Genomic DNA, 18,500 nt, shown 5'->3' on the forward strand with positions numbered 1-18,500 from the left:
AAAATAATAAACCCCATTTAAATCAATGGGGTTTATTTATTTAATTTTATATGTAAAATATATTAATTTGAGTACTTCGGCACCGCTGTTTTTCTTTGGTTCATCATCATAGGCCCCATTTTATCTGTTGCACACCTAAAACCAATATAGTTTGTTGCCATATATTCAGGGAAATATCTTCTTTGAGCAGGATCTAACCAATACTCTCTATCTGCCCATGAACCTCCTTTAAATACACGGGACTTATCACTAATCAGCGTTGTTCTTGCTTTATCATCATATTTGTAATTATCAATAACCCTACCAAGAGAATCTTTCTCTGCTTCTGGTTTTTCTGGAGAATTATACATTCTTGGTGTGCCATTTAATTGGTCTTTATCAAAATCATAATATTTAGAACTCGCTAAATCTCCATCACCAACACTTGCATTATTGGCTAGGTTGTAGTTTCTTCTCATGTACGTATCCTCTTTTGTGATAGGAATATATTTTACAGAACCAGGAACCTCCTTTGGAATAATTCTACCATTTTCTAGTGTGTCATACTCTACCTCTCCTAATTCATCTCCTATGATTACGACTTTACCATCTTCATTTATTAATTTTTTTGTAAATATATTTCCTCTGAAATAATTAAAATCATTCGCTTCTGAATCAATTATAGGCCTATATACATCAGAAACCCACTCAGCAACGTTTCCTGACATATCAAACAAACCAAAAGCATTCGGTGGATAGCTTCTTACTGCATTCGGAATATCTGAACCATCACTACTCCATCCAGCAATACCTGAATAATTACCTCTACCCTGCTTAAAGTTAGCTAATTGATCACCTCTTCTTCTCTTATCTCTGTCACGTGTATACTTACCGTCCCAAGCATATTTCTTTCTTCCTCGAATATTATTATATTCCCTGTTTTCAAAAATTGCTTTCGCAGCGTATTCCCATTCAACTTCCGTTGGTAGTCTAAATTTCTGAGATAAAATTCCGTCAGTAGATGTAACATGTCTTCCAGTAAATGCTCCTTTCTCTTTCTTAGGTTCACCCTTTTTTCTTGTAACAGGTAATCCGCGTTTATAAATAGTAGAGTCACCTTCAAATAAGGCATAAGGATTAGTTAAATAAGCGTCTGTATCAAAGTTATTTTTTCCTTTGAATTCCAATGAATCCTCTTTGAAAATATTCGATATAATTCCCTTATCCATTAATATTTTTAAGTTAACCGCATTAGTTCTCCACTTACAATATTTATTTGCTTGGATCCAACTAACACCAACAACAGGATATTCCGCATAAGAAGGATGCCTTAAATAACTCTCTGACAACAAATTAGTATTCCCTAAACCTTTTCTCCAAACCAATGTATCAGGTAAAACAGATGCGTAAATATTTTTAAATTGAGGTTCTTCTGGTGGGAAAATATCTTTTGTGTACTGCATGAATAAACTGTACTCAGAATTTGTTACTTCGGTTTCATCCATATAAAAAGAACGCACATGCATCTGCTTTGGAGTAGTATTCCAGTCAAACATCACATCGTCTTGAACTAATCCCATTGTAAAAGTTCCTCCTTCAATATGTACCATTCCAGGCGGCACATTATTACCTTCTTTGTACTTTCCTTTCAGGTAACCACCATAACTTGGATCATTAAAGTTCCATCCAGTGAGGGAAGATTGTCCTGAACCGCTTCTTTTACTACTACAAGAAGCAAATAGCAATCCTGAGATGGCTAATAAACTAAATAATCTTAACGTACTTTTCATGTATTTTTAACTATTTTAAGGGTGTTGCAATTTACAACATTTATCACTTCTAACAACTAAATTATCTTTTATTTAAAATACAAACTCAATTAAAAACAATGTTGTTCGCTTAGTCTCAAACGATTCTTTTTAAACTTTATTATTTCAAACTGAACAAAAAACTAAAAATTAATTCTTGATATTTTTATTAACTTGTATCAAATTATGAAAGTATACACAACTCTTTTTTACCTTATGATCGTAATATCAGGTTACGGGCAATCAAGCTCTGTTTTATCCAAGGGGAATTGGTATAAATTTTCAATTTCTACTACTGGTGTTTATAAACTAGATGCTAACTTTCTTAAAAAACTAGGAATCAACACCAAGAGCGTAGACCCTAAAAATATAAAAATATTTGGAAATGGGGGTAGTATGTTACCAGAAAAACTTAGTCTGAGCAGATTTAATGGTCTAAAAGAGAATTCTATATATATAAAAGGTGAAGAAGATAGATCATTTGACAATGATGATTATATTTTATTTTACGGCAAAGGAGCTCATGATTGGCGTATTGATATAGCAACCCGAAAAGCAAATCACAACCAAAACATTTATTCTGACAAATCTTACTATTTCTTAACGATTGATACTACTCCAGGAAGAAGAATTCAAATATTAGAACAACCCAACCAAAATAGCACCAAAACCTTTTCATATTACGATGATTTTATTTTTTATGAGAAAGAATTGAAAAACCTTTTTGCTTTGGGAAGATTATGGCTTGGAGAGGATCTAAGTTTTCCGAATTCACAAACATTTAAAATTCCTTTTCCAAATCAACTAGAAAACTCTTTTTTAAGGATAAAAATCAGTGCTGTAGCCATTTCTTCGTTACCTTCAAACCTTCAGGTTTCTAATGAAGAAACTTCCCTAACTACCCTAAACTTTCCTCCCGTTTCAAACTCAGGTGTAAGCGGTCTTGCTAGGCAGAAAATAAAAGAAGTCATTGTAAAAAGTTCCAACACCAACTCTATCCCATTAAAATTGACATTTAATAATAATGGACTAGCTTCAGCGAAAGCCTATTTGGATTATATCGAAATTTCCGGTAAAAAAAAATTAATAGCTAACGGAAAGCAGTTTTGTTTTAGAAATTTCGAAGCTGCCACAACAAACGGAACTATCGAGTTTGCTATTCAAACAAATAAAAAAATTGATTTTATATGGGATGTAACTGCCCCTTTAAATCCAAAAAACATCAAAAACAATGGTAATTCGGAGGTTTATAAATTTAAAACAAATGGAAATATCTTGAGTGAATTTGTCGCCACATCAATTGATGATTATTATATACCCCTAATTGAAAATTCTTCACCTATTACTAATCAAAACCTTCATGCTTTGAAGAATATAGAGTATTTGGTGGTCACTAATAATAGTTTATTCAGTGAAGCAAAAAGATTAACAAATTACCATGAAAACAACAATCTCTCTTCAAAAGTTGTCCTCCTTGATCAAATATACAATGAATTTTCCTCTGGTTCGCCTGACGTTACAGCAATTAGAGACTTTATAAAGCATCTCTATGACAGCTCCTCGCAATCAAAAAAATTGAAATATGTTTGTTTTTTTGGAGACTCTTCATACGATTTCAAAGATAGGTTAACTCATAATAACAATATAGTTCCAACTTTTCATTCAAAACAAAGTTTCGATTTAACATCCTCCTATGTAACAGATGATTACTACGCAATGATAGAAGCGTCTGAAGGAAATATGCTTATCGAGGATAGTATTGATATCGCCACCGGAAGAATTCCTGTAACCTCTAAGCTAGAAGCCAAACAAGTTGTTGATAAAATACTAAATTACTACACCCCTAAATCATTTGGTGATTGGAGAAATACCCTAACGCTGGTTGCAGATGATATTGATCAAAACGCTGATAAAACACTTCTAACTGGCCTAGAAGAAATTGCTGATTCAATAAAAAAAAATAAACCATTTTTTAATATCAAAAAATTATATGCTGATGCATTTAAACAAGAAACCACCTCAGGAGGCGAACGATATCCACAAGTAAAAAATGCTATAAGCGACGCCATCGAAAAAGGATCTTTAATCTTTAATTATTTTGGACATGGCGGTGAGGATGGCTTGGCTGATGAAAGAATTCTTGAAATCCCTCAGATACAAAAATTTAAAAACCTAAACACTCTTCCTTTATTCATTACGGTAACCTGTGAATTTTCAAGATTTGACAACCCCTTGAGAGATACCGCTGGAGAGAAATTATTTTTGAATAAAGAGGGAGGAGCTGTTAGTATGATTACAACAAGTCGAAATATTTACATCTCAAATGGTGCTATGTTTAACAATAAGTTAAATAAGTATGTGCTGGAATTTGAAAATAAAAACCTTAGCATAGCACAAAACTTAATGGTTACTAAAAACCTTTCTCGCACGCAACAGAAGTATTTCGTCTTTTATTTTGGTGACCCAGCTATGAAACTTGCTATTCCAAATCCAAATATTAGATTAACCAAAATTAATCAGAAAGCAATTTCTGAAACTTTAGATACCTTAAAAGCTCTTTCAAAAATTTCAATGGAAGGCATTATTACGGACAATTCAGGTAATATCATCCCTAGTTTTAACGGTATTCTGAGTGCTACTATTTTTGACAAATCTGTTAATAAACAAACCCTTGACAACGATGGCTTTGGCTTTATAAATAAATTTGACATACAAGAAAGTAAACTTTTTAAGGGAAATGCCTCTATCAAAAATGGTTATTTCAAATTTAATTTTATTGTACCCAAAGATATCAAAATAGCATTTGGAAAAGGAAAAGTAAGTCTCTATGCTCATAATAACAGCTATGACAAAAGGGGCGTAAATACTGATATTATCATTGGTGGTATTGAACAAAATGCTCCTGATGATACAACCGGCCCTGAAATTCGAGCATTTCTTAATGATGAGTCTTTCGTTGACGGAGACTTAACAAATACCTCCCCTAATTTAATTATTCATCTGAAAGATTCTAGTGGAATCAACACATCACTTACTGCAGTTGACCATGATATTGTTGCGATCCTTGACGACGACGAATCGAACCCAATTAACTTGAATGACTATTATCAAACTGAGCTTGACAATTTCACTAAGGGCAGTATTTCATACAAATTAAGAGAGCTATCAGAAGGAACACATCGTTTAAGAATAAAAGCTTGGGATACTTACAATAATTCATCTGAGATAACGTTATCGTTTGTGGTTGTGAGTGACTTAAAGCTAAACATCAGTAGAGTATTAAACTATCCTAATCCGTTTGTTAATTATACTGAGTTTTGGTTTAATCATAACAAACCGAATGAGCCTTTAAAAGTTCAAGTACAAATTTTCACAGTATCTGGGAAATTGATAAAAACAATAAATGGAGTGTCTCAGACATCAGGAAACCTATCCAATATTATAAATTGGGACGGATTAGATGATTTTGGAAACAAAGTTGGTAAAGGTGTTTATGTTTACAAACTAAGTGTTAAATCAACCGTTTCTAATGATACTTTTAAAAAATTTGAGAAATTAGTAGTAATGTAATATTAGAATGTAAAATTATATATTTGCACAATCAACAAACGAAATATAAATGAAAAAATTAACGACCCTTTTGCTCCTTTTATTAGGTTTCAACTATACAGTTAAAGCACAACAAGGAATAACAACTTCAACACCTTTTCTATTAATTACTTCTGATGCAAGAGCTGGAGGTATGGGAGACATTGGCGTAGCAACCTCTTCTGACGCTTTTTCTATTTTTCACAATGCTGCGAAAACAGCCTTCAATAAAAATGAAATAAGTGTTGGTTTAAACTACACACCTTGGCTAAGAAATTTGACAGATGATATTTTTGCTGGAAACCTTTCTTATATTCAAAGATTTAAAGAGAATGCTGCTTTCGGAGTTGATTTAAAATATTTTTCTCTTGGAAGAATCGATCTAACAGATAATAGTGGTAATTCAACAGGAAGCATTAGTCCTAATGAAATAGCTCTTACTGGTACCTACGCACTAAAACTGAGTGAAACTTTCTCTATGGGAGTAGGACTTAAGTACATCAATTCAAACTTGGATGTTTCTAACAATTTGGATGCCGTTAACTCTTTCGCTGTTGATATTTCTGCATACTATAGATCAGAAGAAGAAAATTTTGGCAGTTTTAATGGTCGTTACAGGCTAGGTGTAAACATTGCTAATATCGGTCCGAAGGTTGAATATACACCAGGAGATGCCAATTTTATTCCAACTAACTTAAAACTGGGTGGTGGTTTTGATTTTATTTTTGACGATTATAATCTTTTAGGATTAAATCTTGAATTCACTAAACTATTAGTTCCATCTGACCCTAAATCGGACAAAGGATGGTTTGAAGGAATGTTTACATCTCTTGGAGATAGAAGTTTTAGTGAAGAGTTGCAAGAAGTTACTTGGGCTTTGGGTGCTGAATATTTATACAACAAAGCTTTTGCTGTAAGAGCTGGATATTTTCATGAGAGTGACGAAAAAGGTAGACGTCAATTTTTTACACTAGGTGCAGGCTTTAAAGCGCGTGCTTTTTCTTTAGACTTATCATACTTGGTTAATGCCTCAAATGTAAATAACCCTTTAGAAAACACTTTGCGTTTCTCGCTATCTTTTGATTTAGGAGAAATCTATGATGACTATTAAAAATCAGTTAGTCATTAGTTTACCAAAAAATCATAAAGCTGCCACTTCTTGGCAGCTTTTCTTGGCTCTAAGGAAAATATTAATTATTTGAATCTTTAAATTAACGATATTCATATGAAAAAAATAACAGTTGACACTTCTGCTTTCTTATTTAATGATCTTTCAGAACTACCTAAAGACGATTTAGAGCTAATGAACAGCGCTATTAAAACCAGAAATAAAGCCTATGCACCCTACTCTAAATTTAGTGTTGGTGCTGCACTACTACTCAGTAATGGTAAAATTATTACTGGAAATAATCAAGAAAATGCGGCATATCCATCGGGTATGTGTGCAGAAAGAGTTGCCATATGGAAAGCTGGATCTGATTTTCCAAATATGATCGTTAAAAAAATAGCTATTACAGCTGCTTCATCAATAACAAAAGTTAGCAAGCCGGTAGGTCCTTGCGGAGCTTGCAGACAAACACTTTCAGAATATGAAATTAACCAAAAAGAGCCCATTGAAATAATTTTTATGGGTGAGGTTGGTCAAATTGTAAAAACTGAATCTCTTTTGGCGCTACTTCCTTTTTCGTTTGATAGTTCATATTTATAATTATTCTTGCTTTTTTTTACTAAAATCGCAAAAAAAACAAAAAGGTTAAGAAATACTAGTAAAAAAGTTAATTAAAGTCTTTTCTTTGTTCGAATCACATAAGAAAGGAAGCTAAGACGATGAATTCAATAATTACTGGAACGGGAACCTATATACCAAGTATAACAAAGGAAAACATTCAATTTTCAGGCAATCGATTTTTACATGTTGACGGTACACCATTTAAAAATAATAATGCTGTTATCATAGAGAAATTTAAATCAATAACTGGTATAGAAGAAAGACGTTATGCAAAAGACAATCTTAATGCTTCTGATCTAGGTTTTTTTGCTGCTAAAAAGGCAATAGAAGATGCTTCTATTGACCCTGAATTATTAGATTATATAATTTTTGCTCATAATTTCGGAGATGTCAAAGCTAATGCTATTCAGACAGATATTTTGCCCAGTTTAGCGACAAGAGTTAAGCACTTGCTTAAAATTGAAAACCCAAACTGTATTGCTTATGATCTACTTTTTGGTTGCCCTGGTTGGGTGCAAGGAATTATACAAGCACAAGCCTATATAAAATCTGGAATTGCTAAAAAAATTCTTGTTATTGGGGCGGAGACCTTATCTAGAGTCGTTGATCATTATGATAGAGATTCAATGATATATAGTGATGGTGCAGGTGCCTGTATTGTAGAAAAAACCGAAGAATTAGATACTGGTATTTTAAGTCATGCAGCTCAAACATTTGCAAAAGACGAAGCTTATCATTTATTTTTTGGAAGTTCACATAATGAAAATGATGATAAAGATGTTCGATACATCAAAATGCACGGTCGTAAAATTTACGAATTCGCCTTAACAAATGTTCCAAAAGCAATGAAAATGGCTTTGGACAATAGCGGCGTTCCTATAGATGCACTTAAAAAAATATTTATCCATCAAGCAAATGAAAAAATGGATGAAGCAATTATAAAGCGATTTTATCGCTTATACAAAATGCCTGTTCCCAAAGGAATTATGCCCATGTGCATTCATAAGTTGGGAAATAGCTCTGTTGCCACTGTACCAACGCTTTTAGATTTAGTTTTAAAAGGAGAAATTGAAGATCAAGAAATACAAAAAGGAGATGTTATTATGCTTGCTTCAGTTGGAGCTGGAATGAATATTAACGCTGTAATTTACAAATTTTAGTAACAATTTTAGTTTTACTAAAGTAGTAATATAATTCCCAAAGAAAACAAATTTACCTTTTAGTTCATAAAAACAAAGTCAACATTAATACTCACTTCAGTTTTCTACACGTATTAAAATCGTAATAGATTAAAAACAGCATCAAAATTAAAACTATTTGAAGTAAAAAACAGGATACAAATACCTAAATTCTAAAATGTAAATACTATTTTTGCGGATGCAACAACACAACGTACTTATTTTAGATTTCGGCTCGCAATACACACAGTTAATTGCTCGCCGCGTAAGGGAGTTGAATATTTATTGTGAAATTCACCCATACAACAAATTACCTGAAAACCTAGACAGCTTTAAAGCCGTTATTTTATCTGGAAGTCCAGTATCTGTAAAATCTGATGACGCACTGCATCCGGACCTATCGAACATCAGAGGCATAAAGCCCATATTAGCCGTTTGCTATGGAGCACAATACCTAGCACATTTTTCGGACGGATTGGTTGCTTCTTCAAACACAAGAGAGTACGGGCGTGCAAACCTATCTTACATCAAAGAAAGTGAAATATTCTTTGCTAACATTTCTGAAGGAAGTCAAGTATGGATGAGTCATTCAGATACTATAAAGGAATTACCAAAAAATGCTGTACTTCTTGCAAGTACCAATGACGTAAAAAATGCTGCTTACAAAATAAAAGGTGAAACGACTTTTGCTATTCAATTTCACCCAGAAGTATATCATTCTACTGATGGAAAACAATTGCTAGAAAACTTTTTAGTTTCAATTGCTGGTATTGAACAAAATTGGACACCTGATTCTTTTGTTGATGAAACAGTTACCAAACTAAAAGCTAAGCTTAAAGATGATAAAGTAGTTCTAGGATTATCCGGAGGAGTTGATTCCACAGTAGCTGCTGTTTTACTTCACAAAGCGATCGGAAACAACCTTCATTGCATATTTGTTAATAACGGTCTTTTGCGAAAAAATGAGTTTACTGATGTATTGAAACAATATGAAGGTATGGGACTCAATGTTAAAGGAGTTGATGCTTCGGCACGCTTCTTGAACGAACTAGCAGGATTAAAAGATCCTGAGGCCAAGCGTAAAGCCATAGGAAAAGTATTTATTGATGTTTTCGATGACGAGGCTACTAAAATTGAAAATGCTAAATGGCTAGCTCAAGGAACGATCTATCCAGATGTTATAGAGTCCGTTTCAGCAACAGGAGGGCCTTCAGCTACCATAAAAAGTCATCATAACGTAGGCGGGTTACCTGATTTTATGAAATTAAAAGTTGTGGAACCTTTGCGAATGATTTTTAAAGATGAAGTAAGAAGAGTTGGTGCTTCTATGGGAATAGATAAAGATCTATTAGGGCGTCACCCTTTCCCTGGTCCGGGACTAGCTATCAGAATTTTAGGAGATATTGATGCTGAAAAAGTTCGTATCCTGCAGGAGGTAGATGCCATCTTTATAAATGGTTTAAAAGAAAATAATCTCTATAATAAAGTTTGGCAAGCAGGTGCTATTTTATTACCTGTAAACTCCGTTGGTGTTATGGGAGATGAGCGCACTTATGAAAAAGTAGTCGCTTTAAGAGCCGTAGAAAGTACTGATGGTATGACTGCCGATTGGGTAAACTTACCTTATGAATTCTTGCAAAAAATATCCAATCAAATAATAAACAATGTAAAAGGTGTTAATAGAGTTGTTTATGATATTAGCTCAAAACCACCTGCAACAATTGAGTGGGAATAACGTTCTCTAAATAAAACATTTATTAATTTATAGATAAAGTAAATGAAGAAATTACAGTTTTTAATTTTAATAGGCATATTAACTATTTCGATTTCATGCGGGCAGCAAAAACGCTATGTTTCTTATAAAGTAAAAGACGGAGAAACAATGCGAGATATAGCAAAGCGTTTGGATATGAATTCAAAAGATTTGATGCGTCTTAATCCTGATGTTGGTAAACGTCCGCTACCTAATACCATTATTGTGATACCAAACCCTAAAGTTAAAAATGGTGACTCTTCATCTACTTCAAAAGAAGGCAATTATGCTATCATTGAAGAAAAATCAAAAGATGAATTAAAAAGACCTTCAGATAAAAATAATGAGCCTGTTTTAAAGAAAAAAACAATTACTAAGTACGAAACCCATATTGTTAAGGCAGGAGAAACTGTATATCGTATTACCAAGCAATACAATATATCCAAGAAGGATTTAATTAAATTGAATCCTGATCACCCTGAATTGATCAGTAACCAATTATCTATCGGTCAAATAGTAAAGGTAAAAGCTATTGAGGAAACTGTTGTAGTCAATCAAAAAGAAATTGAAAATCAATATGTGACCCATATTGTAAAAAGCAAAGAAACGGTTTATAGTATTACGCGATTTTATAACATATCGAAAGACGACTTATTACAATTAAATCCTGATTTTCCAACTATTAAAGACAATCAATTATCTGTTGGACAAATCCTTAAAATAAAACGTATTGATGAAGTAAAAGAAGATGAAAGCCTTATTTTTTATAGAGATAGCATTCAAGAAAATTCAACGATTAATCTTGCTTTGTTACTTCCCTTTGTAATAGAAAAAAACGATACGTTAGCCGCTAAAAAAATATTTGAAAATAGATTAGCAAATTTCGTTACTGACTTTTACATGGGGGCAGAAATAGCTATTGACTCCTTGAAAAAACAAGGTGTAACTGTTAATACTGATATTTTTGATACAGGAGCTAGAGGTAATAATATTTCTCAGATCGTAGAGAATGATGTATTAAATGATCGTGATATTATTATTGGACCTTTCTATTCCGAAAAAGTGTCTAAAGTTGCCAAAGCGACTGGTGGGATAGTTGTTTTTCCTCATTATTCAAAAAATCAAGACGAATTATCAATGTCTAAAATCATAAAATCAGCTCCTAACAAAACCTTGTATGCTAATTACCTAACCACTTATTTAAGCCGTGTTTTTAATGGAGAAAAAATTTTCGTCGTTGGTGACGATACTACCGAATCAAACAAGACAATGAACGCAATTAGTACTTCTTTAAAAAAGAATGACTCTATTACTGAAGTTGTCGAATTAAAACCAGAAAAAGGTTATATTAAAAGAGAGCGTTTTACCGATAAGATGAATGAAAAGCAACATAATTGGGTCATTATTGCTTCGGAAGATAAAGTTACTACTAAAGATGTACTAAATAGCATGATTGGTTTACCTGATGATATAACAGTGCAAGTTTTTACGACTCATAAAAATAAAATTTATGAAGATATTGATAATAATAAATTAGCAAATATTAACTTCACTTATGTATCAAACACTTACTTAGATGACAATTCGGAAGATGTAAACGTTTTTTATAAAAAATTCAAAAAACGAAATAATACACTGCCCTCAAATTATGCTATTAGAGGTTTTGATGTAACTTATGATATTCTTATGAGGTATGCTTCTGGTAATGATGTTTCAAAAACATTTAAAGAAGGAATATCATTAAGAGTAGAAAACAAATTTGACTATCATAAAAAAATGTTTGGAGCTGCTGAAAATAGAGGGCTCTTTATCATAAAATACAATTCAGATTTAAGTCTGCAAAGACTAAAGTAAAATAAAAAACCTCAAACAAAATGTTTGAGGTTTTTTATTTTAATCGTAAATCGTAAAGAAATAGAAATATTATTTTTCTACTCTCCATACATATCTTGGTAATACTTTTGATAATTTCCGCTCGTAACATTATCTACCCAATCTTTATTATCTAAATACCATATAACTGTTTTTTCAATACCCTCCTCAAATTGAAGAGAAGGCTCCCATCCTAACTCATTCTTTAATTTAGTTGAATCAATTGCATATCGATAATCATGACCCGCTCTATCTGTTACATAAGTTATCAATTTATCAGAGCTTCCTTCCGGTCGTTTTAAATGCCTATCCACTGTTTTTATAATTACCTTTATTAAGTCAATGTTCTTCCATTCATTAAAACCTCCAATATTGTAAGTATCTCCAACTTTTCCTTTATGAAAAACAACATCAATCGCTCGTGCATGATCTTCCACAAATAGCCAATCCCTAACATTTTCTCCACTTCCATACACAGGTAGCGACTTGTTATTGCAAATATTATTAATAAATAAAGGAATTAATTTTTCTGGAAATTGATACGATCCATAGTTATTTGAACAATTAGAAATAACAACAGGTAATTTATACGTGTCTAAAAAAGCTCTAACAAAATGATCGGATGATGCTTTTGAAGCAGAATATGGAGAATGTGGATCATAAGGAGTGTCTTCTGTAAAAAAACCTTCGTCATTTAAGGTTCCATATACCTCATCTGTAGATACATGATAAAATAATTTATTCTCAAAATCACTATTCCAGTACGTTTTGGCTGCCTGCAATAAACTCAGGGTTCCTAAAACGTTTGTCTTAGCGAAAGAAAATGGGTCTTTTATTGATCTATCAACATGGGATTCAGCTGCCAAATGAATAACGCCATCGATATTATAGTCAGAAAAAATAGATTCCATTTTTTCATGATCACAAATATCTGCTTTGATGAACGTATAATTCGGTTTATCCTCAATATCTTTTAGATTTTCCAAATTACCTGCATAAGTTAAAACATCTAAATTATAAATGTGATAATGTGGATATGCGTTCACAAATAATCTAACGACATGAGAGCCAATAAATCCGGCTCCTCCAGTAATTAATATGTTTTTCATCTGTTTATTTTTATTATTTTTCAATAGTCAGATGTAACCTTTGATATTTAAAGTAATCGTTTTTCTTTAAATTTAATACTTATGCCATTTGTAACTTGAAATTACCGTAATAAAACGTTTTTTTTCATTTTCTCTTACAATAATTTTAAGCTCCAAATAGTATTATTTTAAACATCTCGGTTTCATTAGTTCTGTTCTATTTTTTTTATACAATCTCTTAATGAATCCCTCCAGTAAGGAATTGTAATATTAAACTCTTTTTTAATTTTTGACTTATTTAATAATGAATAATTGGGTCGCTTCGCAGGTGTTGGATACTCTTTAGTTTCAATAGGATGTACATTACAAACAACGCCGGAAATTTCCATAATTGCCTTTGCAAAATCGTACCATGAAACTACACCTTCATTTGAGTAGTGATAAATTTTAGAGAGCTTCGAAAAGTCCTTATCTATAGCATTTAAACACACCAGTGCCAAGTCTCTCGCGTACGTAGGTGAACCAATCTGATCGAAAATCACATTTAATTCATCTCGTTCTTTCCCTAAACGTAACATTGTTTTTACAAAATTATTTCCAAAACTAGAATATACCCAAGAGGTACGTATAATTAATGATTCAACTTCGGAAGTTAAAATATGTTCTTCTCCTAAACGTTTCGTTTTTCCATAAACACCAATAGGATCGACATTATCTTCTTCTTTATAAGGCTCATAACTCTTACCGTTAAATACATAATCTGTTGAAATATGAATTAGTTTTCCTCTATCTTTTAATGCCGAAGTTAAATTTTTAACGCCTCGTAAATTAATATTTTCAGCATCTCGTTCTTCAATCTCTGCCTTATCTACAGCCGTATAAGCTGCACAATTTATAACAACATTTATATTGTTTTCTACTACAAATACTTCTACTTTATCAAAATCTGTTATATCTAAACTTTTAGAGTCCTCAAAAAAAAATTTATATTGAGAATATTTAATTGATTTTTCTCTTATCTCTGAGCCTAATTGGCCAGAAGCTCCTGTTACTAGTATATTCATTTTTAATAGTTAAATGAACTTTTTAAATCTTTAAAAACTAATAGATTTGAATCCTTTTCTGATAATTTAATCGAATCGTTCTCTAATTGCCAATCTATCCCTAAATCGGTATCATTCCATATAATACCACTATCATATTCGGGTTTATACCAATTATCAACCTTATAAGCAAAAATTGCTTCCTCAGATAACACTGAATAACCATGAGCAAATCCTCTGGGAACAAATAGCTGTCGTTTATTATCTTCCGATAATTCCACAGTAACATGTTGTCCATAAGTGGGAGACCCAACCCTTATATCAACCGCTACATCTAAAACGCAACCTTTAATACAACGCACCAATTTAGCTTGAGCATATGGTGGCTTTTGAAAATGCAAGCCTCTTAATACACCTCTAGAGGATTTAGATTCGTTATCCTGAACAAAGTCAGTTTTAATGACCTTTTCATTAAAAGTTTTTAAATTGAAAGACTCAAAAAAATACCCTCTATGATCTCCATAAATTTTTGGTTCGATAATGATCACATCAGGAATTTTTGTTTTTATAAAGTTCATAATTTTATTTAATCAAATTTAACAGGTATTTACCATAATTATTTTTCTTTAAAGGCTCCGCTAATTTCTTTACTTGCATCTCATCAATATACCCCATATAAAAAGCAATTTCTTCTAAGCATGCCACTTTTAATCCTTGTCTCTTTTCAATAGTTTCGATAAATTGTCCTGCCTCCATCAAAGAATCATGTGTTCCAGTATCTAGCCAAGCAAAGCCTCTCCCCATCAACTCAACCTTTAATGCTTTATCTTCTAAATATTTTTGATTCACAGAAGTAATTTCTAACTCCTCTCTATCAGATGGTTTTACTCCTTCTGCTATACCAGTTACATTATTCGGGTAAAAATAAAGCCCTACAACTGCGTAATTAGATTTTGGTTCGATTGGCTTCTCTTCTATAGAAATAACGTTTCCTGATTTATCGAATTCTGCTACCCCATACCGCTGAGGGTCTCCCACATAATAACCAAAAACCGTTGCTTTTTTCTCTTCTTCAACATTCTTAACAGCATTTTTTAGCATCTCCGGAAGTCCATGCCCATAAAAAATATTATCTCCCAATATTAAACAAACATCATCGGTACCAATAAATTCTTTACCAATAATAAACGCCTGCGCTAAGCCATCTGGTGAAGGCTGCTCTGCATAACAAAGCTGAATTCCTAACTCTTTCCCCGACCCTAATAATTGTTCAAAATTTGACAAATCTTGAGGAGTAGAAATGATTAATATATCTTTAATCCCAGCCAACATTAATACGGACAGAGGATAATAAATCATTGGTTTATCATATACTGGTAACAACTGCTTTGACACTCCTTTGGTTATAGGGTATAGTCGTGTTCCTGAACCGCCTGCTAAAATGATGCCTTTCATATGATTTTTTATTAGATTATAATTATTCTTTTTTTAATTGCCCAAAGATAAGAAAGTAATTAATGAGAAATATGTGATACAATTTTTAAATAAGTATTTCTTGTATTCATTATAATTTATAATTAGTATTTAAATAAAGTAATAGCGAAGCGTATTTTATTTGCTTTTTTCCCTTTCATAAAAAGAACCAAAAAATCTAGTCCTAACCAGTCGGCACTCAAAACTAAACATCTTCGAACCTAAATGAAAGAAAGTTTAGATATAACCCAACCTATAACCTTAACCTTTTATTAATCAATGTTTTTAACTAAAACATCAATAGCTACAAAACTCACATCACGAAATAAAATGTTTAGTATTTTTCTTTTTCCCTTTCATAAAAAAAAACAAAAAATATAGCCTTAACCAGTCGACGCTAAAAACTGAGCATCCTCGAACCTAAATAAAAAGAACTCGCTGTGCTCAAACATCTTTTAATCTTACCCCTTCTTGAGGTGTTATTTTCGATTTGCCTACTTATGACGGGTAATTTTCTTATTAAAATGCCTAAACAAAGAAATAGTGAACGAAGAAACGGAACTGCGATGCGAAGCATCAAGCATGTAGTTTAGAAAGTGAGCGTTACCAAGTAATTTCCTAGGTTGAACTTGATTTTTTGTTTCGTTTTGTATTCAGACAAAATGAAACAAAATTTAGATATAATCCAACATATAATCTTAGCCTTTTAATAATTAATATTTTTAACAGGAATATCAATAGCTACAAAACTAACACCACGAAATAAAATGTTTAGTGTTTTTCTTTTTCCATTGATGAAAAAGAATGGCTATAAAACTTTTTATTTAATCTTCACCTCGAGTTAAATTATTTGAAATGAAAAGCAATTTAACACTTCGACTGCACTAGTAACACCTAATGATTTACTCACAGAAATCTTGATGCCCCACAATAGCAATAATTTCAATTGTACTGTCATTTATTCTGAAATAAATAGTATCTGAACCTGAAACACAATATCGATACCCTTCTCGAATATGATCTGCTCTAGGAAATTGAAAAGGATTCGTTGCTATTCGATCAAAACTATCAAAAAAAGAAGCATAATATTTATCTGCTTGAGTTTCTCCAAACGTTTTATATCCGTAACGATAAATTCTAATCAAGTCTTCTTCCGCTTCTTTAGTTAGTTGGTATGTCATCTAACCCCCTTTTTAGCTTTGGCTAAGATGTCTTCCCTTGAATTTGAAGTAAACCCACTTTGCTCTCCTTTTTCAAGTTTCAATCTCAACCAATCAATTTTATGTTGCTGCCCCCTAGCTTGCCTGATTAAATCGTTTATTAATTCACTTTTACTGCTAAATTCTTTGCTAATAATTTGCTTTTTTAGCCATTCATCATTTGGCTGGGTTAACGAAATACTTTGTCTTGCCATACTAAAATATTTAAATTTTGATGTAAATATACACCAAAAAAACACCAATTACAATAATTTGCGCTATTCAAATATAAAAATTCAGACTATTTAAGTTCAAACACCCAAAAGCTTATTTTACATACCTTTTAAAACGTTTTTAATATAGTTCTCGATACATTTTTTACTTCGTTAACCCTCATTAAAAATCACTCGAACTGACATTTCAATTTTAGGAGAATTCTCAAGAACATGCACTACTTATTTTTTAAATCATTATCTTTTTCTGTTGATGAAAAAGAACCAAAAAATCTAGTCTTCACAAGACTGCGCTCAAAACTAATACCGATTATCATTTGATGCTACCCAATAAATTCACTTCGTTTTTTATTGGCTATCAAATGTATATCGGCATTAAACGGTGTGCACAAATAAAAGTTAAAATCGTTTAAGCATCCTCGAACCTAAGTAAAAAAAACTCGCTACGCTCAAACAGCTTTTCATTTAAACACTTCTTGCGGTGTTGTTTTTGGCTTGCCTGCTTATGACGGGTAATTCTTATTAAAATGTCTAAACAAAGAAATAGTGAACGAAGAAACGGAACTGCGATGCGAAGCATCAAGCATGTAGTAGTTTCAAAAGTGAGCGTTACGAAGTAATTTCCTAGGCTGAACTTGATTTTTTGTTTCGTTTTGTATCAAGACAAAATGAAAGAAAGTTTATACATAACGCAATACACAATCTTAACTTTCTAGTAATCAATATTTTTAAAACTTGAATATCAATAACTATAAACTCACATCACGAAATAAAATGTCTAGTATTTTCTTTTTCCGTTGATGAAAAATAAACAAAAATATAGCCTTAACCATACTTCGCTCAAAATTAAACATCCTCGAACCTAAATGAAAAGAACTCGCTACGCTCAAACAGCTTTTCATTTAAACACTTCTTGCGGTGTTATTTTTGGCTTATCTGTTTAGGACGAGACCATAAATTCAAAAATAAACTCAGAAAATTTCTGAGCTACGTTATTTTTATTATTCTTTAATTCTATCACCAGCCCCTTTACCTCCAACTGTAGCCAGTATATATTGAAAATATTTTTTCGTAGTCAAATTATCCAACATCTCTGCATCAACCTCCGCTAATTGCTTTGGTGTAGACATATCTATCTCATTTATTTGAGCTAAGCCAGTTATTCCCGGCAAAGAATTATATACACCCCTCTCGCCTCTTTCTTTTATTAATTCTTCTTGATTAAAAAGATTTGGTCTAGGGCCAACGAGACTCATGTCTCCCTTTAAAACATTAATTAACTGCGGTAATTCATCCAATTTAGATTTTCGTAAAAAAGATCCTAACTTGGTAACTGAGCTACTATTTGCTAGATGAGTTGCTACAGACTTTGTATTCACACTCATTGTTCTGAACTTTAACAAAGTAAATGGTTTTTTATTTTTCCCTACTCTTTTTTGTTTAAAAATTGGAGATCCAGTATCAAACAAACCTAAAATATAAACGATTAAGCCAAAAGGCCATAAAACTAATATTCCAAATAATGAGAATATAAAATCAAAAAGACGTATCATTATT

The 18,500-nt window shown here is 32.1% G+C and carries 14 protein-coding genes; 6 read left to right on the forward strand and 8 right to left on the reverse strand.

The genetic code is table 11. The annotated features are described in order from the left end of the window. Window positions 1–62: 62 nt before the first annotated feature. Window positions 63–1,769, reverse strand: a complete 1,707-nt coding sequence (gene gldJ, locus AC2GW8_RS06830; RefSeq protein WP_440882019.1) for a gliding motility lipoprotein GldJ — start codon at window positions 1,767–1,769, stop codon at window positions 63–65. A 234-nt stretch (window positions 1,770–2,003) separates the two neighbouring features. Between gldJ and porU the strand changes: the two genes are divergently transcribed. From porU to AC2GW8_RS06860, 6 genes are all read left to right on the forward strand, one after another. Next, window positions 2,004–5,357: a type IX secretion system sortase PorU gene (gene porU, locus AC2GW8_RS06835; RefSeq protein ID WP_440882020.1), complete on the forward strand. Its 3,354-nt coding sequence runs from the start codon at window positions 2,004–2,006 to the stop codon at window positions 5,355–5,357. 49 nt (window positions 5,358–5,406) lie between these two features. Beyond that, window positions 5,407–6,486: a type IX secretion system outer membrane channel protein PorV gene (porV, locus tag AC2GW8_RS06840; protein WP_440882021.1), complete on the forward strand. Its 1,080-nt coding sequence runs from the start codon at window positions 5,407–5,409 to the stop codon at window positions 6,484–6,486. Window positions 6,487–6,600: 114 nt separating this feature from the next. Beyond that, window positions 6,601–7,083: a cytidine deaminase gene (cdd, locus tag AC2GW8_RS06845; RefSeq protein WP_440882022.1), complete on the forward strand. Its 483-nt coding sequence runs from the start codon at window positions 6,601–6,603 to the stop codon at window positions 7,081–7,083. 119 nt (window positions 7,084–7,202) lie between these two features. After that, the gene (locus AC2GW8_RS06850; RefSeq protein WP_440882023.1) at window positions 7,203–8,264 is read left to right on the forward strand and encodes a 3-oxoacyl-ACP synthase III family protein; all 1,062 of its coding nucleotides are present in this window, start codon (window positions 7,203–7,205) and stop codon (window positions 8,262–8,264) included. Between the two features lie 217 nt (window positions 8,265–8,481). Further along, window positions 8,482–10,017, forward strand: coding sequence for a glutamine-hydrolyzing GMP synthase (gene guaA / locus AC2GW8_RS06855; protein ID WP_440882024.1), 1,536 nt, complete (start codon window positions 8,482–8,484; stop codon window positions 10,015–10,017). A 42-nt stretch (window positions 10,018–10,059) separates the two neighbouring features. Beyond that, window positions 10,060–11,889: a LysM peptidoglycan-binding domain-containing protein gene (locus AC2GW8_RS06860; RefSeq protein ID WP_440882025.1), complete on the forward strand. Its 1,830-nt coding sequence runs from the start codon at window positions 10,060–10,062 to the stop codon at window positions 11,887–11,889. 77 nt (window positions 11,890–11,966) lie between these two features. Here the strand turns inward: AC2GW8_RS06860 and rfbB are convergent, their stop codons facing one another. The 7 genes from rfbB to AC2GW8_RS06895 all read right to left on the reverse strand — a co-directional run bounded on the left by rfbB (window position 11,967) and on the right by AC2GW8_RS06895 (window position 18,496). Then, complete coding sequence (gene rfbB / locus AC2GW8_RS06865; RefSeq protein ID WP_440882026.1) at window positions 11,967–13,016, reverse strand: dTDP-glucose 4,6-dehydratase; 1,050 nt, start codon at window positions 13,014–13,016, stop codon at window positions 11,967–11,969. 185 nt (window positions 13,017–13,201) lie between these two features. Further along, the gene (gene rfbD, locus AC2GW8_RS06870) at window positions 13,202–14,059 is read right to left on the reverse strand and encodes a dTDP-4-dehydrorhamnose reductase (protein ID WP_440882027.1); all 858 of its coding nucleotides are present in this window, start codon (window positions 14,057–14,059) and stop codon (window positions 13,202–13,204) included. A gap of 2 nt (window positions 14,060–14,061) precedes the next feature. Then, entirely contained in the window at window positions 14,062–14,616 is a 555-nt protein-coding gene (gene rfbC, locus AC2GW8_RS06875) for a dTDP-4-dehydrorhamnose 3,5-epimerase (protein WP_440882028.1), read from the reverse strand. 4 nt (window positions 14,617–14,620) lie between these two features. Beyond that, entirely contained in the window at window positions 14,621–15,493 is an 873-nt protein-coding gene (gene rfbA / locus AC2GW8_RS06880; protein WP_440882029.1) for a glucose-1-phosphate thymidylyltransferase RfbA, read from the reverse strand. Between the two features lie 920 nt (window positions 15,494–16,413). Continuing rightward, window positions 16,414–16,692: a type II toxin-antitoxin system RelE/ParE family toxin gene (locus AC2GW8_RS06885; protein ID WP_440882030.1), complete on the reverse strand. Its 279-nt coding sequence runs from the start codon at window positions 16,690–16,692 to the stop codon at window positions 16,414–16,416. After that, entirely contained in the window at window positions 16,689–16,925 is a 237-nt protein-coding gene (locus AC2GW8_RS06890; RefSeq protein ID WP_440882031.1) for a ribbon-helix-helix domain-containing protein, read from the reverse strand. Before AC2GW8_RS06890 ends, AC2GW8_RS06885 begins: the two co-directional genes overlap by 4 nt. Before the next feature lie 1,019 nt (window positions 16,926–17,944). Beyond that, on the reverse strand, window positions 17,945–18,496 hold the full coding sequence (locus AC2GW8_RS06895; protein WP_440882032.1) for a sugar transferase: 552 nt from the start codon (window positions 18,494–18,496) through the stop codon (window positions 17,945–17,947). Between the last annotated feature and the right edge of the window lie 4 nt (window positions 18,497–18,500).

Source organism: Tenacibaculum profundi (genome assembly GCF_057162725.1).